Source organism: Demequina lignilytica, from assembly GCF_030418305.1.
GTDB classification, from domain to species: Bacteria; Actinomycetota; Actinomycetes; order Actinomycetales; family Demequinaceae; genus Demequina; species Demequina lignilytica.
In genome coordinates this window covers 1-21,421 of the sequence record NZ_JAUHPX010000006.1, presented here as the reverse complement: position 1 = coordinate 21,421, position 21,421 = coordinate 1, and the positions used below count along the sequence as shown (strand labels likewise).

19 protein-coding genes are annotated in these 21,421 nt (G+C 73.2%); 16 read left to right on the top strand and 3 right to left on the bottom strand.

Going from position 1 to position 21,421, the window contains the following annotated elements; all coding sequences use genetic code 11:
- Positions 1-34: 34 nt before the first annotated feature.
- Both QQX10_RS10390 and QQX10_RS10385 read right to left on the bottom strand, forming a co-directional pair.
- Positions 35-1,957, bottom strand: a complete 1,923-nt coding sequence (locus tag QQX10_RS10390) for a hypothetical protein (RefSeq protein ID WP_301120608.1) — start codon at positions 1,955-1,957, stop codon at positions 35-37.
- Between the two features lies 1 nt (position 1,958).
- A complete protein-coding gene (locus QQX10_RS10385; protein ID WP_301120606.1) occupies positions 1,959-2,504 on the bottom strand; it encodes a sigma-70 family RNA polymerase sigma factor in 546 nt (181 codons plus the stop codon).
- A gap of 169 nt (positions 2,505-2,673) precedes the next feature.
- Between QQX10_RS10385 and QQX10_RS10380 the strand changes: the two genes are divergently transcribed.
- From QQX10_RS10380 to QQX10_RS10355, 6 genes are all read left to right on the top strand, one after another.
- Positions 2,674-5,019: a sodium-translocating pyrophosphatase gene (locus tag QQX10_RS10380; RefSeq protein ID WP_301120605.1), complete on the top strand. Its 2,346-nt coding sequence runs from the start codon at positions 2,674-2,676 to the stop codon at positions 5,017-5,019.
- 69 nt (positions 5,020-5,088) lie between these two features.
- On the top strand, positions 5,089-6,540 hold the full coding sequence (locus QQX10_RS10375) for an MFS transporter (protein WP_301120604.1): 1,452 nt from the start codon (positions 5,089-5,091) through the stop codon (positions 6,538-6,540).
- On the top strand, positions 6,537-7,892 hold the full coding sequence (locus tag QQX10_RS10370; RefSeq protein WP_301120603.1) for a M20/M25/M40 family metallo-hydrolase: 1,356 nt from the start codon (positions 6,537-6,539) through the stop codon (positions 7,890-7,892). The genes QQX10_RS10375 and QQX10_RS10370 overlap by 4 nt, the downstream gene beginning before the upstream one ends.
- A gap of 9 nt (positions 7,893-7,901) precedes the next feature.
- Positions 7,902-9,413, top strand: a complete 1,512-nt coding sequence (locus tag QQX10_RS10365; protein WP_301120602.1) for a N5-glutamine methyltransferase family protein — start codon at positions 7,902-7,904, stop codon at positions 9,411-9,413.
- Positions 9,414-9,795: 382 nt separating this feature from the next.
- On the top strand, positions 9,796-10,521 hold the full coding sequence (locus QQX10_RS10360) for an anaerobic ribonucleoside-triphosphate reductase activating protein (RefSeq protein WP_301120601.1): 726 nt from the start codon (positions 9,796-9,798) through the stop codon (positions 10,519-10,521).
- Between the two features lie 382 nt (positions 10,522-10,903).
- Positions 10,904-11,593, top strand: coding sequence for a hypothetical protein (locus tag QQX10_RS10355; protein WP_301120600.1), 690 nt, complete (start codon positions 10,904-10,906; stop codon positions 11,591-11,593).
- Positions 11,594-11,817: 224 nt separating this feature from the next.
- Here QQX10_RS10355 and QQX10_RS10350 read toward each other — a convergent pair whose 3' ends face one another.
- Positions 11,818-12,666 carry an inositol monophosphatase family protein gene (locus QQX10_RS10350; RefSeq protein WP_301120599.1) on the bottom strand — a complete coding sequence of 283 codons (849 nt, stop codon included), beginning with the start codon at positions 12,664-12,666 and terminating at the stop codon, positions 11,818-11,820.
- A gap of 169 nt (positions 12,667-12,835) precedes the next feature.
- On the opposite strand from QQX10_RS10350, the gene topA reads away from it, so the two are divergent.
- The 10 genes from topA (at position 12,836) to QQX10_RS10300 (ending at position 21,403) form a co-directional block, all read left to right on the top strand.
- The gene (topA, locus tag QQX10_RS10345) at positions 12,836-15,490 is read left to right on the top strand and encodes a type I DNA topoisomerase (RefSeq protein WP_301120598.1); all 2,655 of its coding nucleotides are present in this window, start codon (positions 12,836-12,838) and stop codon (positions 15,488-15,490) included.
- A gap of 44 nt (positions 15,491-15,534) precedes the next feature.
- Complete coding sequence (locus tag QQX10_RS10340; RefSeq protein WP_301120597.1) at positions 15,535-15,771, top strand: hypothetical protein; 237 nt, start codon at positions 15,535-15,537, stop codon at positions 15,769-15,771.
- 250 nt (positions 15,772-16,021) lie between these two features.
- The gene (locus tag QQX10_RS10335; RefSeq protein ID WP_301120596.1) at positions 16,022-16,879 is read left to right on the top strand and encodes an endonuclease domain-containing protein; all 858 of its coding nucleotides are present in this window, start codon (positions 16,022-16,024) and stop codon (positions 16,877-16,879) included.
- A 135-nt stretch (positions 16,880-17,014) separates the two neighbouring features.
- The gene (locus QQX10_RS10330; RefSeq protein ID WP_301120595.1) at positions 17,015-18,010 is read left to right on the top strand and encodes a Gfo/Idh/MocA family protein; all 996 of its coding nucleotides are present in this window, start codon (positions 17,015-17,017) and stop codon (positions 18,008-18,010) included.
- A gap of 64 nt (positions 18,011-18,074) precedes the next feature.
- Positions 18,075-18,647 (top strand): RNA polymerase sigma factor, encoded by a 573-nt coding sequence (locus QQX10_RS10325; RefSeq protein WP_301120593.1) that lies wholly within the window; start codon positions 18,075-18,077, stop codon positions 18,645-18,647.
- Positions 18,644-19,462, top strand: coding sequence for an ankyrin repeat domain-containing protein (locus QQX10_RS10320; RefSeq protein ID WP_301120591.1), 819 nt, complete (start codon positions 18,644-18,646; stop codon positions 19,460-19,462). Before QQX10_RS10325 ends, QQX10_RS10320 begins: the two co-directional genes overlap by 4 nt.
- Positions 19,459-20,145, top strand: coding sequence for an ankyrin repeat domain-containing protein (locus QQX10_RS10315; RefSeq protein WP_301120589.1), 687 nt, complete (start codon positions 19,459-19,461; stop codon positions 20,143-20,145). Before QQX10_RS10320 ends, QQX10_RS10315 begins: the two co-directional genes overlap by 4 nt.
- Before the next feature lie 70 nt (positions 20,146-20,215).
- A complete protein-coding gene (locus QQX10_RS10310) occupies positions 20,216-20,470 on the top strand; it encodes a hypothetical protein (protein ID WP_301120587.1) in 255 nt (84 codons plus the stop codon).
- Position 20,471: 1 nt separating this feature from the next.
- Complete coding sequence (locus tag QQX10_RS10305) at positions 20,472-21,008, top strand: ankyrin repeat domain-containing protein (protein WP_301120585.1); 537 nt, start codon at positions 20,472-20,474, stop codon at positions 21,006-21,008.
- The gene (locus QQX10_RS10300) at positions 21,005-21,403 is read left to right on the top strand and encodes an ankyrin repeat domain-containing protein (RefSeq protein WP_301120583.1); all 399 of its coding nucleotides are present in this window, start codon (positions 21,005-21,007) and stop codon (positions 21,401-21,403) included. Before QQX10_RS10305 ends, QQX10_RS10300 begins: the two co-directional genes overlap by 4 nt.
- Positions 21,404-21,421 lie beyond the last annotated feature (18 nt).

Genomic DNA, 21,421 nt, shown 5'->3' with positions numbered 1-21,421 from the left:
CGTAACCCCGGATCCGATGGTCGTTATCGGACCGTTACCTGACGGTGACCGTTCCCAGGGAGGTCCATGCCTGGAGCTCGAACCAGTCGTAGTAGCCCGGTTCAGGGGCGATGGCGATGTCGGGCTCGGCGATCCCGATCGAGGACTCGCCGGAGCCGGTCGTCCCCGCCGAGCCTTCGACGCCCCAGCCCGCGTCGGGCTCCGTGACCACGATCCCGCCGTCGCTGCCGCGCTCGAGGTCCACGCCGTCGTCGCCCGTCGGCTCGACGATCGTCGTGCCCGGCAGGCTCAGGTGGTGCATGGCCAGGAGCGTGTAGGAGCCGGGCGCGACGTCCAGCTGGCCGGCCTCCGTCCAGCAGGTGCTCACGTCGCGCCACAGGTACGTGCTGGACACGGACTCGCCGGCGCCGAGGAAGGATCCCTCCCATTCGGGGGCGATCGTCATCTCGCCGAGCGCGGGCTCGCTCACCGCCGCGTCGCCCGTGTCCTCGAACGCCTGCTCCTCCATCGCGGCCGCGGAGTCCATGGCCCACGCGCGCTGGTGCTGGTACGGATCGACGGGGTAGCCCTCGGCGACCACACGGCCGTCCCGCACCAGCGCGAGGTTCACACCCTGCATGCCCCAGAACTGCGTGAGATCCCACTCCGAGGTGTTGGCCAGCGTCACGTCCACGGCGGGGTTGCCCTCGACGATCCAGCCGTAGCTGACCGAGATCGACCGCGGCGCGGCCACCGTCACGGAGAGCAGGTCGAGCTCGGCGGACCGCGCCGGGAACGCCCCGTCGCCCTCGTAGCCGCAGCCCCACCAGGAGGTCGGCACCTCGCCCAGGCCGTCCGAGGTGGCGAGCCAGCGCTGGCTGCCCGCCGCCATGTCCCACGCGCCCGTCAGGCCCGCGAGGTACAGCTCGCGCGCGGTGGCGGCGTCGAGGGCGCTGTCGCTGGTCGGGTCGACCGGCGTGGGGTCGACGGGATCCGGCACGGGCTCCGGGTCGGTCCGCAGGTACGCGGCGAACGGCTCGTCGACCGGTTCGCCCGGGACCGCGAACCCGACGGGGTCGGAGTACACCCGGGTGAACGCGTCCGCGGCGAGCATGCCCGCGCTGTCGGTGGTGGTCGCGGCGTCGCCGTCGGCGGGACCCGAGGTCACCGCCTCGTCGGGATCGACCGCGACGTCGTCGGTCGGCTCCGCGGGCGCCGGCTCGTCGACGGCATCCGTCGGCTCCACAGGGTCGGCCGGCTCCAGCGTGGGCTCCGACGGCGGCTCCTCCTCGACGATCATCTCCGAAGGCCACAGCTCCTGGGTCAGCACCACCTCGTACTTCCCGGCGGGCAGCGCCTCGCCGTCCCAGCAGTTCTCCAGGGGCACGGACAGCTCCGTGACCTCGGAGTCCCCGGCGGCCATCACCAGCTCGCGGATCTCCACCACGTCGTCCGTGCTCGACCCCAGGGTCGCCACCACGATCCCGTCCCACAGCACCACGCCGTCCACCTCGAAGGTCTCGAAGACGCCGTCCTCGGCGCTCGTGAGCGTGGCGACCACGTCGAGCGTGCCGCCGGCGACCTCACCGGTCGGCAGCGACGCCGCGAGCGAGAAGGGCCCGGCGATCTCGGGCATGGCCGGCAGCTCCGTGCCGCACATTCCCCAGGCGGGCAGGCTCCCGGCCGCGAGCCCGCCGTCGGTCTCGGGCACCCCCGCGCTCATGTCGCCGCCGGCGGAGTCCGTGGCGGACTCCGCGGTCGTGGCGGAGTCCTCGGACCGCGAGCCGAGCGCGGAGCCCGGGCCGATCACGCCGACTGCGATGAGCGCCACCGCGCCCGCCCCGAGCAGGCCGTTGGCGCCGGCGTGCAGCGCGCGGGACCGGGACGCGCGCCGGGTCGCGTGCGCGCGGTCGATGGACATGCCGTCCAGCGGGGCCTTGTCGGCCGCGCCGCGGAGGGCGTCGGAGAGCTTGACCATGTCAGCGGCCTTCCTGGGAGGGGCGCGGGGCGCCGTCGGGGGAGGGGTCGCGGACGTCCTCGAGCGGGCCCAGGACCAGCTCGAGCCGGGCCAGGCCGTCGTGGACGTACCGCTTCACCGACCCCGGGGCGAGCCCGAGCTGGTGGGCGATCTGCGGCACCGTGAGGTCGTCGAAGTACCGCAGGACCACGCAGGCGCGCTCCCGCGGGGGCAGCGTCGCGAGCGCGGCGGTGACGTCGGTCCCGGCCTCGATCCCGGTGGTGGGATCGGAGCCCGCCTGCTCCTCGCGGAACAGGTGCTGGACCCTGCGCCACCGCTGCTCGCGGCGGTACCCGTCGATGTAGACCGTGGTGATCGCGCGGCGCACGTACCCCTCGGCCTTCACGGCGGTGAGACCCGGTCGCGGCTTCGAGAAGGTGCGCACCAGCGCGTCCTGCACCAGGTCCTGCGCCTGGGTGGCGTTGCCGCACACCAGGTACGCGTACCCGAGCAGCGCGCGCTCGCGATCCTCGACCAGCTGGGTCAACACCTCACGCCAGTCGCTCATCGCGCACCCCCTCGTCGCCTCCGTGCCTCACATGATGTCGACGCACGACACCCCAGGAAAGGTTGGGTCGCCCGCCTACCCGTCCCCTGCATCGTCCCCTAGAGTGCAGAGATATCCCTCGCGGACACGACAACGGAGTCGGGTCGGGGAGAACGTCGAGGAGGACGTCATGGTGCAGGCCATCGGCGCCACGGTGGAGGTGGGCTCGGCCAGCCTCACCATCGTGGTGGTCATCGGGATCATCGCCGCCGTCGCGCTGCTGGCCTCATGGCTGCTGCGCGCGCAGGTGCTCAAGGCGAAGGACGGCACGGAGCGGATGAACGACATCGCCGCCGCCGTCCAGGAGGGGGCGAGCGCGTACCTGACGCGGCAGCTGCGGACGCTGGCGCTGTTCGCGGCGCTGGTGTTCGCGCTGCTGTTCCTGCTGCCCGGGGACACGGGCGTGCGGATCGGTCGGTCGCTGTTCTTCCTGCTGGGGGCCGGCTGCTCGGCCACCATCGGCTACATGGGCATGTGGCTCGCCGTGCGGGCCAACGTGCGGGTCGCGTCCGCCGCGAACCGGTCGGGGGGCCGCGCCGAGGGCGCGCGCATCGCGTTCCGCACCGGCGGCGCGGTGGGCATGTCCGTGGTCGGCATGGGCCTCGGCGGCGCGGCGGCCGTGGTGTTCCTGTACCGCGACGATGCGGCGGCCGTGCTGGAGGGCTTCGGCTTCGGCGCCGCGCTGCTGGCCATGTTCATGCGGGTCGGCGGCGGCATCTTCACCAAGGCCGCCGACGTGGGCGCCGACCTGGTGGGCAAGGTCGAGCAGCACATCCCGGAGGACGACCCCCGCAACGCCGCCACCATCGCGGACAACGTGGGCGACAACGTCGGCGACTGCGCCGGCATGGCGGCCGACCTGTTCGAGTCCTACGCCGTGACCCTGGTCGCGGCGCTCATCCTCGGCAAGGCGGCGTTCGGCGAGCAGGGGCTCGTGTTCCCGCTGATCATCACTGCGATCGGCGCGCTGGTCGCGGCGATCGGCGTGCTCATCACGCGGGTGCGCGGCTCCGAGTCGGGCCTCAAGGCCATCAACCGCGGCTTCTACATCGCGGCGCTGGTGGGCGCGGTGCTCGCCGCGGTCGCGTCGTACGTGTACCTGCCGTCCTCGTTCTCCGAGTTCGCGGGCTCGGCGGTCGCGGACGCGTCCGGCGATCCGCGGGCGATCGCGACCATCGCCGTGTTCGTCGGCATCGGCCTCGCGGGGCTCATCCTCTGGCTCACGGGCTACTTCACGGACACCGCGAAGCGCCCGACCCGGCGCGTCGCGAAGACATCGCTGACCGGCGCGGCGACGGTGGTGCTCTCGGGCATCGGCGTCGGCCTCGAGTCGGCGGTCTACACGGCGACGGTCATCGCGGGCGCGATCGTGATCCTCTTCGCCATCTCGGGAGGCTCGATCGCCCTCGCGCTGTTCCTGGTGGCGCTCGCGGGCTGCGGGCTGCTCACCACGGTCGGCGTGATCGTGGCGATGGACACCTTCGGGCCCGTGTCGGACAACGCGCAGGGCATCGCCGAGATGTCCGGCGACGTCGACGAGGAGGCCGCCAAGACCCTCACCGACCTGGACGCCGTGGGCAACACCACCAAGGCCGTCACCAAGGGCATCGCCATCGCGACCGCGGTGCTCGCGGCGACCGCGCTGTTCGGCAGCTACTCCGACGCCGTCACGCACGCGCTCGAGCAGGCGTCCGCGAACGCCGCGGACTACTTCAGCTTCGAGATCATCCACCCGCTCACCCTGGTCGGGCTGATCATCGGCGGCGCGACGGTGTTCCTGTTCTCGGGTCTCGCGATCGACGCGGTGACCCGCGCCGCCGGCGCGATCGTCTACGAGGTCCGCCGCCAGTTCCGCGAGATGCCCGGCATCATGACGGGTCAGCAGCGCCCCGAGTACGGCCGCGTGGTCGACATCTGCACCCGCGACTCGCTGCGCGAGCTCGCCACCCCGGGCCTGCTCGCGGTGATGGCGCCGATCTTCGTGGGCTTCGCGCTCGGGATCGGCGCGCTCGCGGGCTTCCTCGCCGGCGCGATCGGCACCGGCGTGCTGATGGCGGTCTTCCTCGCCAACTCCGGTGGCTCGTGGGACAACGCCAAGAAGATCGTCGAGGACGGCCACCACGGCGGCAAGTACTCGCCCGCCCACGAGGCGACCGTGATCGGCGACACCATCGGCGACCCGTTCAAGGACACCGCGGGTCCCGCGATCAACCCGCTCATCAAGGTGATGAACCTGGTGGCCCTGCTGATCGCCCCCGCGGTGGTCGCGGTCGCGTACGGCGAGTCGAGCAGCGACATCCTGCGCATCGCGATCGCTGCGGTCGCCGCGGCCGTCGCGGTGGCGGCGGTGGCGATGGCCTCGCGCCGGTCGCATGCCGGCGGCGTCGAGGAGGAGGCCGATGCGGCGGCAGTCGACGAGGGGCACGCCCCGGCGGCGGGGACGGACGATGCGGTGGAGGAGCCCGCGGAGCGGTAGGGAGGTCCACGGGCGCCTGCGGCACCCCGTGCCACGCAGTCGAAACATCGGGGTGGGAGCATTCCGCCTATGGCACGCACGAGCATGAGGCTGGCCGGCGGGATCGTCGGCGCGTTGGTGGTCGTCGAGGCATCCTCCGGGGTGATCCAGGGCTACTACACGCCCCTTCTCACCGACATCGCCCGCCACCTCGGGATCCACGACGCCGACGTCAACTGGTTCGAGGCGGCGCAGCTCCTGCTGAGCGCGATCGTGGTGCCGGTGCTCGCCCGGCTGGGCGACATGGTGGGCCACCGCAAGGTGCTCCTCGGATCCCTCGCGCTCACGGCCGCCGCGAGCTGGGCGATCGCGTTCTCGCCCACCTTCCCCCTGTTCATCGTCGCGTGGGCGCTGCAGGGCTTCTACGTGGTGTGGCTGCCGCTCAACGTCGCGATCATCCACACCCGCGCGCGCGACCGCGAGGACGGCGCCGCGCTCACCCGCCGGGGCGCCGGCGTGATCGTGATGGCGCTGCAGGCCGGCGCGATCCTCGGCGCGGTGGTCGGCGGCCAGCTCGGCGGCATCCTGCCGCTGTGGGCGGCCCTGTCGATCCCCGCAGCCATGGTGACCCTCGCGGGCGTCGTGGTGCTGGTGAAGGTCCCCGACACGGGCGCCCGCGGCGGCGGCCGCATCGACTCGACGGGCACCGTGGTGCTGACGCTCGCGCTGCTGGCGATCATGGGCGGCCTGTCCGTGATGCGGCGCACGGGCTTCTCCGGCTGGGTGGTGCTCCTGGTCGCGGTCGGTCTCGCGCTGCTGTGGGTGTTCGTCCGGGTCGAGCGGCGGTCCGACGACCCGCTCGTCGACATGACCATGCTGCGCCGCCCCACGATGTGGCCCGTGATCCTGACCTCGGCGCTGTTCGGCGTCAGCGTGCTGGGCGCGCAGGCGCCGCTGTCGACCTTCGCCCGCACCGACCCCGCCACCGTCGGCTACGGGCTCGGCCTGACGTCCGCGACCGCGGGCTACCTGATCGGCGCCTACGTGCTGTCCCTGCTGATCGGTGCCGGCGTCTTCGCCCGCCTGTCGCAGCTGATGAGCCCCCGCATCGTCCTGATCGGGGCCTCGCTGCTGGTCGCGGCCGGCTACCTCTCGCTCATCCCCTTCCACTCCGGCGTGCCGCAGGTGGTGGCGTGCATGGTGGTCGCCGGGCTCGGGTCGGGCATGCTCGTCGCCGCGCTCCCGGCCGCGGCGGCCGCCGCGGCGCCGTCGCACCAGACCGCCGTCGCGACCGGGCTCACCAACACCACCAAGACCATCGGCGGCGCGTTCGCCTCCACCGCCTTCGCGATCGCGCTCGCGTCCGGCGTCGCGGCCGCCGCGGGCGACTCGACCGCGGGCTCCCTGAGCGGGTACGTCACGGTGTGGGCGATCTGCGGCGTGACCGCGCTGGTCGCGACCGGGGCCCTCCTCACGGTGCCGAAGGTCGCGTTCACGCACAACACCGATGCGAAGGTGGCCGAGGCGGAGGAGCTGCTGTGATCCCCGCCGCCCCGGAGGTGGCGTCCCGCCTGGCCGCGCTGGTGCGCGTACCGACCATCACGCCGCCGCACGGGCCGCTGGACGATGCGACGGCCGCCACGTTCGCGACCTTCCGCGCCGCGCTGCGCGGCTTCTACCCCCGGGTCTTCGCTCACGAGGTCGAGACTGTCGGCCGCGCGGGCCTGCTCATCCGGATACCCGGCGGCGGCGCTTCCCCGGTGGTCCTCATGGCCCACCAGGACGTGGTGCCCGTGCCCGAGGACTGGGCCGCCGAGGGCTGGGAGCACGGCCCGTTCGAGGGCGTGATCTCGGAGGGGTGGGTCCACGGCCGCGGCACCCTCGACGACAAGGGCGCGCTGGCGGTCGCGCTGGAGGCCGTCGACTCCCTGCTCGGCGAGGGGTGGACGCCGCCGGGCGACCTGTACCTCTCGCTGGGCGCGGACGAGGAGTCCCACGGCGACAGCGCGATCCAGGCGGCGACGCTCCTGGAGGCGCGCGGCGTCGCGCCCGCGCTCATCCTCGACGAAGGCGGCGCCGTGACGCTCGGCGCCTTCCCGGGCCTCGAGGGCGAGGCGGCCGTGATCGGGGCGTCGGAGAAGGGGATCGTCGACGTGACGCTCACCGTGGAGGGCAGGGGCGGCCACGCGTCCACGCCGCCGCGGGAGTCCGCGCCGGGGATCCTCGCCCGCGCGCTCGGCCGGATCGAGGCGCACCCGCACCCCTCCGCGCTGCACCCGGTCAACGTCGAGCTGCTCGAGGCGGTCGGCTCGCGGCTGGGCGGGGCGAGGGGCGCGGTGATGCGCCGCGCGGGCGCGCTGCGCTGGCTGCTCGCACGGCTGCTGCCGCGCCTGGGCGCCGAGCTCGCGGCGATGACCCGCACCACGGTGGCCATCACCCAGCTGCGCGGATCCCCCGCGCACAACGTGCTCGCGACGTCCGCCACCGCCACGCTCAACATCCGGGTCGCCGTGGGCTCCGGCGTCGATGAGGCGGTGGCGCACGTCCGACGCGTGATCCGGGATCCCCGCGTCCGGATCGACATCGAGGAGCCCTCGGAGCCGTCGCCCGTGTCGCCTCGCGGAGACAGCCCCGCCTGGACGGCCCTCACGGGCGCGGTCGCGGCGTCGTACCCGGACGCGCTCGTGGTGCCCTACGTCATGCTCGCGGCGTCCGACTCGCGGCATCTCGCGCACCTCGGCCCCACCTACCGCTTCGCGCCCCTCCGGATGAGCAGCGACCAGCGCGCCGCCGTGCACGGGCCGAACGAGAAGGTCGAGGTCGAGTCGCTCGGCCGCGGCGTCGCGTTCTACCGCGCGCTGCTCGCCTCCGACGAGGCGTGGATGCGCGGCTAGCCTCGTGCTGTGACCACGCCTCAGCTCGACCGCGCCGACGCGCTCCGCGCCTCCCTCGCCACCTGGACCGTCGACGCCGTCGAGGCCGTGTGCGGCGAGCGCGCCACGCGGGCCCTCGCCCGCGAGCAGGTGCTGCCGGCGCGCCTGGCCGCCCGCGCATCGTCCACCCCGGAGGCGACGCTCACGCGCGTGTTCCTGCTGGGCGACGCCGTGCCCGTCGCGCGGCTGGACGATGCGCTGCCCGGCGTGGGCGCCGACGGCGCCGCCGCGATGGGCCTGGTCGAGCTGAGCGCGGGAGAGGCGCGGGCGCGCGTCGACCTGCGCCCTTACGAGACCACCACCGCGGACGGGGAGGCGCGCTGGTGGGTGGCGTCCGACCTGGGCGAGGACGTCACGGGCGAGCGGCTCGAGGCGGACCACGTCCTCGGGATCGGCGGTGCCTCGCTGACGCTCGCCGGCATGACCATGCGCAGCCCGGTCGGGCGGGTGCTCGACCTGGGCACGGGCTGCGGCATCCAGGCGCTGCACGCCTCGCAGCACGCGCGGGCGGTGGTGGCCACCGACATCTCGCGTCGGGCGCTCGCGTTCGCGGAGTTCAACCGCGCGCTCAACATTGCGGGCGCCTGGGACCTGCGCGAGGGGTCGATGCTCGAGCCCGTGGCGGGGGAGCGGTTCGACCTGGTGGTCTCCAACCCGCCGTTCGTCATCACCCCGCCGGGGACGCCGGAGTTCGAGTACCGCGCCTCCGGGGTCCAGGGCGACGGGATCGTCTCGGGGCTGATCTCCTCGGTCGGCTCGGTGCTCGCCCCCGGCGGCGTCGCGCAGATGCTCGGCAACTGGGAGATCCACGGCGGAGGGTGGGGCGACGGCCTCGAGGCGTGGCTCGCCGCGTCGCCCGTGCCGCTCGACGCCTGGGTCATCGAGCGGGACCAGCTCGACGCCGCGGAGTACGCGGAGACCTGGCTGCGCGACGCCGGGGTGACGCCCGAACGCGGTCGGGCGGCGTTCGAGGACGCGTACGAGGCCTACCTGAGCGACTTCGACGCGCGGGGGGTCACCGCCGTCGGCTTCGGGATGGTGCTGCTGCGACGGCCGCTCTCCGGCGCGCCGACGCTGCGGCGGCTCGAGCAGCACGAGGGGGCGCTGCAGGAGCCGTTCGGTGCGTACCTGGTGGACGCGCTCGCGGCGCACGACCTGGTCGCCTCGCTGTCCGACCAGGCGCTTCTCGACGCACGCTGGACGGTCGCCGCCGACGTCACGCGGGAGTCGTACGGACCGGTGCTGCAGGCCGACCCGTCGCACCTGCTGCTGCGCCAGGGGGCCGGGCTCGGACGCTCGATATCGATGGACACGGCCCTCGCGGGCTTCGTCGGCGCGTGCGACGGCGAGCTCGCGGCCGGGCAGATCGCGCACGCGCTCGCCGCGCTCCTCGACGTGCCGTCGGGCGTCATGATCGAGGGCCTGGTCCCCGCGATCCGGGAGCTGGTCGCGGACGGCTTCCTCACGCCGGCCGCGGACTGATCTTTACCCGGCTTGACGCTCCCATGGGGGGCGTTTGCGAGGCGCCATAGGGGTGGTTCACCGGTCCGTGAGGGACCGTTCGAAAACCCGGGACCAGGGTCCGGACCGGCCTTCCGCCGCGCTTCCTACCCTGGATTTATGACCCCGAGGTGCAACGGCTGCACACCCCTCCCGCGCAGGCGGGGAGACCGTCGACCGGACACCGCTCGCATCGTCGCGACGCTCGGGGCCACGACCCCTCACCCGCACACCCACGGCGCCGCGTCCCACCCGGACGCACGCCCGACCGAGCCGTCCGCGGGAACGGACGGCTGAACCAGGGTCCGGAACCCCCGCGGAGATCCCGCGGTCCGGCCGGATCCGCCACCAGGAGGCACGCCCCATGTCCACCACCGAGATCGACGTCCAGGCCATCGAGCAGATGACCCCGCACTCGCTGTCGATCGCCGACATCACCCCGATCGGCACCGGCGACTGGCCGGGCCGTCCGGCCGTCACCATCCTGCTCCAGGGCTGCCCGTGGACGTGCACGTACTGCCACCAGCCCGCGCTGCAGGACTCGACCGCCGCCGGATCGGTGACGTGGCAGGACGTGGTCGACTTCCTCGAGGTGCGCCGCGGCATGGTGGAGTCCGTGGTCTTCAGCGGCGGAGAGCCGACGCGCCAGCCCGGCCTGGTCGCCGCCATCCGCGCGGTCAAGCAGATGGGCTTCCAGGTCGGCCTGCACACCGCCGGCGCGTACCCGGCGAAGCTCGCGGCCGTGCTGTCGGAGGTCGACTGGGTCGGCATCGACATCAAGGCGGCACCCGAGCGCTACGCCGAGGTGACCGGGCAGGAGGTGTCCGGGGTCAAGGCGTGGACGTCGCTCGAGCTGGTCCAGCACTCCGGCGTCGACTACGAGGTGCGCCTCACGATCGACCCCACCGTGCACTCGCGCGAGGACGTGTTCGCCGCGGTGCGCGAGGTGATCCGGCGCGGCGCGCACGCCCCCGTGCTGCAGCAGGCGCGCCCCGGCGGGGTGTCCGACTCCTACCGCGCCGAGCTCGGCCGCCGCGGCATGTACGACGTGATCCGCCACGACGACCTCCCGGACCTCGCGCGTCGCTGACGCCCGCGCCGCACCCCCCGCGCGCAGCGGGCTCGCGCCCCAGGTCCGGATCCACGGCCGCCCTCCCTCGGGAGGGCGGCCGTTCTGCTGTGCGCGACGGCGCGTCGGGCACCGCGGGGGTCCCGCCGGATGGTCGGGGACCACTATTTGGCAACTGTCGCTCAGAGTTCGCTGAGAGCCCTGGGTGCGTGATTCGGGGAGTGGTGACGTGTCATCTAGTGACATAACACCTGCTACGTGAGGGGTGTCACACCGACGCTTCACGATTTCGTGTCAAATCGGGCACATGGTCCCGGGAATTACGCAACGACGCGCGAGACGCTTGGCGCAGCAACACACCGGAGGTCCAAAGAAGGGCCGTCCCCAAGGAAAGGAAATCCCCATGGTCACCAAGCTGCGCATCATCGGCGCGGTCCTCGCGCTCGCCGGACTCGGCTTCATCGGCGCCGGCATCTACGCCTTCACGGAGGTCCAGGCGGGTCAGAACTCGCTGCAGAAGTTCTCCGAGGCTCAGAACGTCCAGCTCACCTACAACGAGGACGGCGTCCTCATCGATCGCGGCACCGTCGAGGGCGCCGAGGGCATCATGAGCCTGCTGGTCGACGACTGGGGCTACAAGGTCGTCGAGTCCGAGTTCGACCCCAACGACCCGCTGGTGAACACCGGTTCCGAGTACATGTACCAGATGGCGCTCGTGGGCTACCACACCCTCCACGGCACCACCACGGTGACCCTCGACGAGGCCGTCGAGTACAACGGTGAGACCTTCGAGGCCGGCACCTACGAGGTTCCGACCGACGGCAAGTACTGGGCCGACTTCGACCGCATGCACCCGCTCGAGGGCCCGGCCCGCGCGCAGGCCTGGAACCCGACCGCTCACGCGCTGTTCGGCGAGCTGGGCGTCGGCTCGGTCACCGCGTCGACCCTGAAGCTGGGCCTCGGCATCGTCGGCATGATCTCCGGCCTGGGCCTGCTGTTCCTGGCTCTGGGCGCCGGCCTCTTCTGGATCTCCGGCGACGTCGCCCGCAAGGCGACCGCCAAGGTCGAGGAGACCGAGCTCGCGACCGCGTAAGCGGCACGCCTCACACGGGAGGGTCCCTTCGGGGGCCCTCCCGTCGTGCTGTCCCGGCGCGGCCGGACCGGCCCCTTCGCCCCGCCCCTGGTCCCCCCCGCCCGGACACTGCGCACGGATCTCGCCGCGACACGCCGAGCGCTCGCGGCCGATGCGGAGTCCGACCCGGCGTGTCGGGCTCAGTTCCGTGCGGACTGTCCGGGGCAGGGGTGTCAGGCGGCGGATCAGACCGCGAGGTGGCGCGCGAGGACCTCGCGGATCGACTCCCAGTGGTCGGTGCGGGCGGCGAGCAGCGGCGCCCCGGCCGTCTGCGCGGTGACGTAGCCGCTGCCGTCGACCCGGCCGACCGTGTAGCCGCACTCCGCCGCGATGGCCGCGCCCGGGACGTGGTCCCACGCCTTGGCCCGCGTGTAGACCAGGTAGCCGACCTGCTCGGTGACCAGGTCGGTGTAGTCGAAGCCGGCGCACATCCGCAGCTGCGCGTAGTCGCCCAGCTCGCGCTCGGCCGCGATGAGGCCCTCGCGGACCTCGTCGGCCGCGTACTTCACGGACACGGCGCCCTGCGGCAGGTCGGCGACCGCGGCACGCACCTCGGCCGCGCGGGTGCGCGCGACGCCCGGCAGCGGTCGGCCGTCGACGAACGCGCCGACCCCCTCGAGACCCTCGTACAGGTGGCCGGTCTCGGGCTGCAGGATCCACCCGCCGACCGGGCGGCCGGCCTCCACCAGCCCGACCATCACGGCGTAGGTCTCCGACCCGGCCACGAAGTTCGCGGTCCCGTCCACGGGGTCGACCGTCCAGGCGACCTCGTCGGTCGCGAGCACGTCCTCGACCGACGCGTCCTTGGACGCCGCCTCCTCGCCGACCACCGGCACGTCGAGGATCGCGCGCAGCATCGGCGTCAGCGCGAGCTCGGCCTCGAGGTCGGCCTCCGTGACGTAGTCGCCGGGACCCTTGAGGTGGATCTGGCCGTCGGCCAGGGCGCGGAAGCGGGGGCGGATCTCGGCGTCGGCCACGCGACGCATCGCGTCGCCCACGGCCGCGCGCGCGGCGGCGTCAAGGAGGGGCTGCATGGCGCTCATGGTGTCACGGCGGTGTGTCGGGAAGGTGAACGATGCGCGGGTGGCGGCACCCCTGCATCGTCCACAGTCCCGGTGGCGGTGCCCCATCCCATATGTATATTGAGTGCGTTCCGGCCCCCGAGCGGTGCCGGAGGACGCTATCCGGAAGAAGTCAGGTGCCATGGCCCGCAAGCTCGTGATCGTCGAGTCGCCCACCAAGTCGAAGACCATCGGCGGCTATCTGGGCGCCGACTACGACGTGGTCGCCTCGGTGGGGCACATCCGTGACCTCGCCGAGCGCTCCGAGCTGCCCGCCGAGGTGAAGAAGGGCGACATCGGCAAGTTCGCGATCGACATCGCGGGCGGGTTCGTCCCCTACTACGTGGTGAGCCCGGACAAGAAGAAGATCATCACGGACCTCAAGCGGCGTCTCAAGGAGGCCGACGAGCTCTACCTCGCGACTGATGAGGACCGCGAGGGAGAGGCGATCGCCTGGCACCTGCTCGAGGTCCTCAAGCCCAAGGTGCCGGTGAAGCGGCTCGCGTTCCACGAGATCACCCGCGAGGGCATCGAGCGCGCGATGGCGGCGCCCCGCGAGGTCAACACCGAGCTCGTCGAGGCGCAGGAGGCGCGTCGCCTCCTCGACCGCCTCTACGGCTACGAGGTCTCGCCGGTGCTCTGGCGCAAGATCCAGCAGGGGCTGTCCGCCGGCCGCGTCCAGTCCGTGACGCTGCGCCTGGTGGTCGACCGCGAGCGGGAGCGCATGGCGTTCCAGTCCGCGGAGTACTGGGACCTGGCCGCGCGCTTCACCGCGACGGAGGGTCCGGACCGCGGCCGCTCGTTCGCCGCGAAGCTGACCTCCGTCGACGGCAAGCGCGTCGCGACCGGCAAGGACTTCGACGACCGCGGCGCCCTCACCAACAGCAAGGTCGTCCACGTGACCGGCGCGCTCGCCGGCGCGCTCGCCGCGGGCCTGGCCGAGGCATCGTTCTCCGTCACCTCGGTCGACTCGAAGCCGTACAAGCGCCGCCCGGCCGCGCCTTTCATCACGTCGACCCTGATCCAGGAGTCGAGCCGCAAGCTGCGCCTCAGCGCGCGCCAGGCGATGTCGGTGGCGCAGGGGCTGTACCAGAAGGGCTTCATCACCTACATGAGGTCCGACTCCCCGACGCTGTCGGCGGAGGCGGTCCGTGCGGCCCGCTCGCAGGCCGCGGAGCTGTACGGGTCGGACTCGGTCGCCGCCAGCGCCCGCGTCTACGCCTCGAAGGACTCCAACGCGCAGGAGGCGCACGAGGCGATCCGGCCCGCCGGCGACCGCTTCCGCACGCCCGACTCGGTGCGCTCGGAGCTGCGCGGCGACGAGTTCCGCATGTACGAGATGATCTGGAAGCGCACCGTCGCCTCCCAGATGGCGGACGCCGAGGGCACCACGTCGACCGTGCGCATCGGCGCCACCACCGCCGCGCACCACGCCGTCGAGTTCTCCGCCTCCGGCACGATCATCACCAAGCCCGGCTTCCTCGCCGCGTACGAGGAGTCGCGCGAGAAGGAGCGCTACGAGGAGGACGAGCAGAAGGTCGGCCGCGAGGGCGACGCCCGGCTGCCGCAGCTCGCCGCGAGCCAGAAGGTCGACGCGGAGGACATCGAGCCGCTGACCCACGCGACCACGCCGCCGCCGCGCTTCACCCAGGGCTCGATGATCAAGGAGCTCGAGGACCGCAAGCTCGGGCGCCCGTCGACCTACGCCGCGATGGTGGACGTGATCATCGACCGCGGCTACGTGCGCGTCGACCGCCAGCAGCTGGTCCCCAACTGGATCGCGTTCGCGATCATCCGCCTGCTCGAGGAGCACTTCAGCTGGCTGATCGACTACGACTTCACCGCCGACATGGAGCAGGACCTCGACCGGATCGCCGACGGCGAGCTGTCGCGTCTCGACTGGCTCAGCGAGTTCTACTTCGGCTCGGGCGAGGAGGAGGACGGCCGCGGCCAGGGCCTCAAGGCGCTCGCCGAGAACCTGGGCGACATCGACGCCCGCGCGAACTCGACCTTCGAGGTCGGCGACGGGATCGTCCTCCGCGTGGGCCGCTACGGCCCCTACATCGAGCGCGAGGTCGACGGCGAGCAGCAGCGCGCCTCCGTGCCCGAGGACCTGTCGCCCGACGAGCTCACCGTCGCGAAGGCGGAGGAGCTCCTCGCGAACCAGGGCGGCGACGAGCGCGAGCTCGGCACCCACCCGGAGTCCGGCCTGCCGGTGGTGGCGAAGGCCGGGCGGTTCGGCCCGTACGTCACCGAGGTGCTGCCGGACGATGCGAAGGGCAAGCCCCGCACGGCGTCGCTGTTCAAGTCGATGGACCTCACGACGGTCACGCTCGAGGACGCGCTGCGGCTCATGAGCCTGCCGCGCGTGGTCGGGGTCGCCGACGACGGCGAGGAGATCACGGCGCAGAACGGCCGCTTCGGCCCGTACCTCAAGAAGGGCACGGACTCGCGCACCATCGAGTCCGAGGAGCAGCTGCTCAGCATCACCCTCGAGGAGGCGCTCGCGATCTACGCGCAGCCCAAGCGTGGCCGTGGCCGCACCGCCGCACCGCCGCTCAAGGAGCTCGGCACGGACCCGGTGAGCGAGAAGCCCGTGGTGGTGAAGTCCGGCCGGTTCGGCGACTACATCACCGACGGCACCACCAACGTGACCATCCCCAAGGACCTCACGCTGGACTCGCTGACCGAGGAGAAGGCGTACGAGCTGCTCGCGGAGAAGCGCGCCAAGGGGCCGGCCAAGAAGCCGGCCCGCCGCACCGCCGCGCGCAAGACCACCACGCGCAAGAAGTCCTGAACCCGCGCTGCCCGCGCATCGAACCACCGCCGACGGAGGCCCGCATGCCCGACAAGACCCCCGCACCCCAGGCCTCGGGCGGCGTGCCCTCCGTGAACGTGCGCTGGCTCGGCTACCTCGGGCTGGTGCTCGGCTTCGGCGCGGTCGCGCTGACCGTGGACTCCGGATCCGTCTCGGTGCTCGGGTTCTCGTTCCCGATCTCCGTGCCGCTCATCGCGGCGATTGCGTTCGCGGGCGGAATCCTCGGCGGGCGCTTCGGCCCGCGCCCCGGCGCGCTGTAGCCGACCTCCCGGCGCCGGTCGCCCGCGGACGTCCGCCACCGGAACCGAGCCGTGGCGCGCTGACAGAGGACCGATTCGCCCCGATCCGGTGGCGCGCGTCCGGTCGCCGGTAGTGGACTGGTGGCGCGGCGGCGCGGATCGAGCGCACACGTTCTTGACCGATGTCCCGAACCCTCGCAGTGCCGGATGCCGCCCACCGGCCGCGGCGTCGCGGACGTGGGCGCCCACGCCATCCGTCAGGTTGCCCGTTGTGGACATCATCGAGGCACTGGGCGTGCACGGGGGCGCCGCACGGCGCGAGGCGTTGCTCGCTGCCGGCGTCACCAAGCATGCGATCTACGCGGCGCTCCGGGCCGGCGTGGTGACGCAGCCGGCGCGTGGGTGCTTCGCCGTGCCCGACGCGCCGCTGTGGGCCGTACGTGCAGCGTGCTTCCGCGGCGTGCCCACCTGCGTGACCCTTCTCGGCCTCTGGGGCCTGCCGCTGCTCGATCGCGACCCGCGTGCGCACATCGCGGTTCCGCGCAATCGGGCGCTTCGCGCGACCGACTCGCGGAGCACCAGTCGGCTGGTGCTCCATCGCGAGTTTGAAGCGCCGGTCAGGGCCGAGGACGCGGTCCGGATCGCGCTGGCGCACGCCGCCCGGTGTCTCCCGCGGGATCAGTGGCTCGTGCCGGTCGATTCCGCGTTGCGCCAGGGGCTGATCACGGTGGACGAGGCGATGCACGCGGGACGGCGCGGAGCGATCCCGGCGCGGTGGACTCAGAGGATGGCTGATCCGCGCGCCGAGTCGCCGGCCGAGACGCGCGCACGTGTCGCGATGCTCCAGGCGCGCCTCGACGTGAGGAGCCAGGTGTCGATCGAGGGCGTGGGCCGGGTGGACTTCGTGGTGAGGAAGCGCGTGATCGTCGAGACCGATGGCCGCGAGTATCACTCGGATCCCGCGAGGTTCACGGAGGATCGGCGCCGTGACCGGGCCGCGATCCTGCTGGGATTTCAACCGTTGAGGTACCCCGCCGCGCACGCGCTCCGCGACCCCGAGTCCATCGCGGCGGACGTGCGCCGACTACTGCGCGGCCGGGCTCGGACCTCCGCCACCGGGTTGAACTGATCTCGCACCGGGCCGGGCCACAGAAGCGGATTCCGGTGGCGGACGTCCGGACCCTGAGCTAGCGCAGGTGGCGCAACGGCGGGTGGCTCGGCCGCGGGCTTCGTCGCACTCGGCGACGTGACTAGGGTGAGTGTCATGAGTGCACCGCTGCCGATGTCCGCGCCCGCCGTCCGCTGGGGAATCCTCGGCGCCGGAGGGATCGCCCACAAGCTCGCCGACGCCGTCAACAGCTACACGCAGTCCCAGGTGCTGGCGGTCGCCTCCCGCGACCAGGCCAAGGCGCAGGCCTTCGCCGACCAGATGGGGGTGCCGACCGCGTACGGCTCCTACGAGCAGCTGGTCGCGGATCCGGACATCGACGTGGTCTACGTCGCGACCCCGCACAGCCACCACCACGAGCACATGCTCCTCGCGATCGAGGCGGGCAAGCACGTGCTGTGCGAGAAGGCGTTCACGCAGAACGCCGCGCAGGCCCGCGAGGTGGTCGCCGCCGCCCGCGCGAAGGGCGTGTTCGTGATGGAGGCGATGTGGACCCGCCACCTGCCGCACGTCTACGCCATCCGCGAGCTCATCGAGCGCGGCGAGATCGGCGACGTGGTCTCGGTGCAGGCGGACCACGGTCAGCCCATCGCCCACATCCCTCGCATGTGGAACCCCGAGCTCGCGGGCGGCGCGCTGCTCGACCTGGGCGTGTACCCCATCGCCTTCGCGCACGACATCCTGGGCGTCCCGGACCGGATCACCGCGACGGGCCGCATCCGCGACACGGGCGTGGACAACCAGTCGAGCATGGTGTTCGACTACCCCACCGCGCAGGCGATCCTCACCACCACCATGGAGGCGCGTACGCCCTGCACCGCGCACATCGCCGGCACGGAGGGCTGGATCGAGATCGACCGGATGTTCTACAACCCGGTCGCATTCACCGTCACCCGCCACGACGGCACGTCCTGGCGCTGGGACGGCACGGTCCCGAACGGCTTCCAGTTCGAGGCCGCCGAGGTCGCCCGCCGGATCACCGCGGGCGAGACGGAGAGCCCCTACCTGACCCTCGACCAGTCGGTCGAGATCATGGAGATCATGGACACCGTCCGCGAGCAGATCGGCGTCTCCTTCCCGAACGAGGGCTAGGGGCCGCGCGGCCTGACGCAACCTTCTCCCCACCCCATGGCGTTTCATGGGGGGAGGGGAGATCATGGGTGACTCTGAGCCGATCGAGGACCTGTACCGGGTCGCGCTGCCGCGACTGTGCCGGTACGGCCTCCTGCTCACGGGCTCCGAGGCCGAGGGCGAGGAGCTGGTCCAGGCCGCGATCGTCAAGACCTTCTCCCGGTGGCGGAGGATCGACGACGCGCGGGCGGCCGAGCAGTACGTGCGCGCGACGATGCGCACGCTCACGATCGACGCGGGGCGCCGTGCCGCGCGCTGGCGCCGGGCGATGCCCAGGCTGGTGGAGCAGTCCAGCGATGCTCCCGACGAGGCGGTGGTCGCCGCGGACGACGTCGCGGCGGCGGTCCGGGCGCTGCCGCCGCGCGTCCGCGTCGCCGTCGCGCTGCGCTACCTCGACGACCTGACGATCGCTGAGGCGGCGGACCGGATGGGTGTGACCGCGGGCGCGGTGAAGAAGTACCTGCACACGGCTCGTGAACGGCTCGAGCCGTGGCGCCTGGCGGAGATGGACCACGAGGCGCATGACGCGCCCGCCCGCGAGGCCGTCGAGCCTCGTCGGCCCGAAGGGAGGCGAGTGCGATGGCCCCGGACCTCATGACGATTCTCGATGAGCGAGCCGAGGAGATGGCGACCCGGCTCCAGGCATCGGGCACTGCCCGCGTGCGCGGGCGCATCGCGCGGCGCCGCCGGACCCGCGGTGCCCTGACGGCGCTGGCCGTGGTCCCGCTCGTCGCCCTCGCGGCGTGGGGCATCGGCGTCGCGGGACGGACGCCGGCGGTCGAGCCGGCCCGCGGCATGGAGATCCGGCTCGACGAGCCGCTGGAGCCGCAGGTCGTGGAGGCGATCGGAGCGGGTGACGTCGACGCCGTGCGGGACCTCCTCGCGCTGGGCGCGGACCCCGCGTACGTCGACGAGGACGGTGCCGCGACGGCCGACGTGGTGCCGACGCTGGCCTACCGCGCGATGCTGCGGTGCGACACCGCGGTGCTGCGGGTGCTGGACGAGCACGGCGCGCCACGCGTGACGCTGTGGCCACCCGACGAGGACCTCGCGGTCCGGGCTGCCATGACCTTCTGCGAGCCCGAGGCGCTGCTGGAGGCGCTGGAGGCCTCGCCGATGGCGGCGACGCCCGAGCGGGTGGTGGCGCTCGCGGTCGAGGAGGCGGACCTGCTCGCGGTCAACGCGCTGATCGCCGCCGGGTACCCGACGGAGATCGAGGGGCGCTGGAGCGCGCTCGCGTCCGCCGCGCAGGCGGCGCGAGCCGACCGCGAGGAGCTGATCTCCCTCCTGCTGAGCCTGGGCGCGGACCCCGCCGCCGTCATCGAGGGCGAGCCGATCGCCGAGTGGCTGGTGGGACGGACCTCCTCCGGGGTGGTCGATCAGATCGCGGAGGCGGCGGAGGTGGCGTCATGAACGCACGGATCGGATGGGCGGCGTCCGCGGTCGCGGTGCTGCTGGTGGTCGCGGGCTGCACCGGGGAGGACGCGCCGGGCGGTGCGAGCCCGGACGCGAGCACGGGCGAGATCGCTCCGGCGCTCGCCCCCGACATCGCGCTCAAGGCCGCCGTGGTGCGGGGCGACCTCGACGCCGTGCGAGCGGCATTGGACGGGGGCGCCGACGTGCTCGCCGCCCCCGGCGGAAGCACCGCGCTGCACGTGGCCGCGCGCACCGGACAGGCGGAGGCCGTGGCGCTGCTGCTCGAGGCGGGTGCCGACGTCGGTGCGCGCGAGCCCGACGGCGACACCCCGCTGCACCTGGCCGCGTACGCCGACGACGGCGAGGTGATCGCCCTGCTGGTCGAGGCCGGAGCCGACCCCGACGCCGCCGAGGGGTTCCCGTACGACGCGCGGCCGATCCACATCGCGGCCTCCACCGGCAACCTCGCCGGGCTGGGCGTCCTCGTGGCGAACGGCGCCGACCCGGCTCTCGACAACGGGATGGAAAAGGACACCACCGACTACGCCGCGTGCCACGGGAGGACCGACGTGCTGCGCCGCCTGATGGACCTCGGGATCGCGCCGTCGGTCGGCAGCGCGGCGTGCGCGCGCGACGCCCTGTACTTCGAGACGCTCGACTACCTGCGATCGCTGTCCTGACGGACCATTGGGATCGCCGCGCACAACCTGTCGCGCACCCAGCCCGTTCTTAGGTCGGGAGGGAGCCGACATGGGGACGCTCGAGGATCTGTACGACCACGCCGGTGCCGCGCTCGCCGCGCTCGGCGCGCAGCTCACCGGGGAGAAGGCGGCCGGGATCCGCCTCCGCGACGATGCGGTGGTCGCCGTGCTCGGCGGCGCCTGGCCACCGCGACGCGAGGACCACGTCGAGCGACGGGTCCGGGCGCACATGCGGCGGCACGCCCCGGTGCGGCAGGCCCCGGCGGACGGCGAGGAGACGATGCTCGTCGGGGGGAGGAGCTGACATGTCCCCGGCGGAGACGGTCGAGGCGGTCCCCACGGGGGTGCGCTCGCGGATCTCGCGACGTCGTCGCCTCGGGGTCGCGTTGCTGATCGCAGCCGCGATCGCCGGGACGGCCGTGGGTCTCACCCATCCGCTGCTGGAGCGTGCGGCGGCGGTCCGCCTGGTGGGCGACGCCTCGCTCGAGCAGACCCTGCGCGACGCGATCGACGCGGGCGACGAGGCCCGCGTCGCGGCCCTCGCGAGGATCGGCGCGGATGTGAACCACCGCTACGCCGACGGCCTGCGCCCGCTCGAGGTGGCGGCCATGCGGTGCGACCGCGACACCGTGCGGGCGCTCGAGGGGCACGGAGCCCGGCGAGCGGATGCCGACGGCGTGGACCCGGCGCTCCGGATCGCTATCGAGCGCTGCGACGAGGACACGGTCCGCGCGATCGCGCTCACCGCGGTCGAGGACCACCGTGGGTCCGCGATCCAGGCGGCGCTCGCCGCGCGCGGCGACCCGCGCATCGTCGCCGCCGTCCGAGGGTACGTGCCATGACGCGCGGGTGGCTGGCGGTCGCGCTGTTCGCGGTGACGGCGTGGCTCGGCACCGCGGTCGCCGGCGGCGCCGCGGCGGATGCGCGCGACCTCATGACGCCGGACCAGGCGCTGCGCGCGGCGGTGGTCGAGGGCGACATGGCCGGGGCCGTCGAGGCGCTCGACGCGGGCGCGGATCCCGACCACACCGTGGACGGCGCCACCGTCCTGCACGTGGCGGCCCGCCAGGGTGACCCGAGCATCGTCCGGCTGCTGCTCTCGGCCGACGCGGACCTGTACGCCCGGACGTCGGACGGCGAGCTCGCCCTCGAGCTCGCGATCCGCGCCCGCAGCGGCGACGCGGCGGCCGTGCTGATCGAGGCGGCCGGCCCGTGCCGGCTGTGCCGGCCTCGCTAGCCTGAAGTTGGGCTCGGC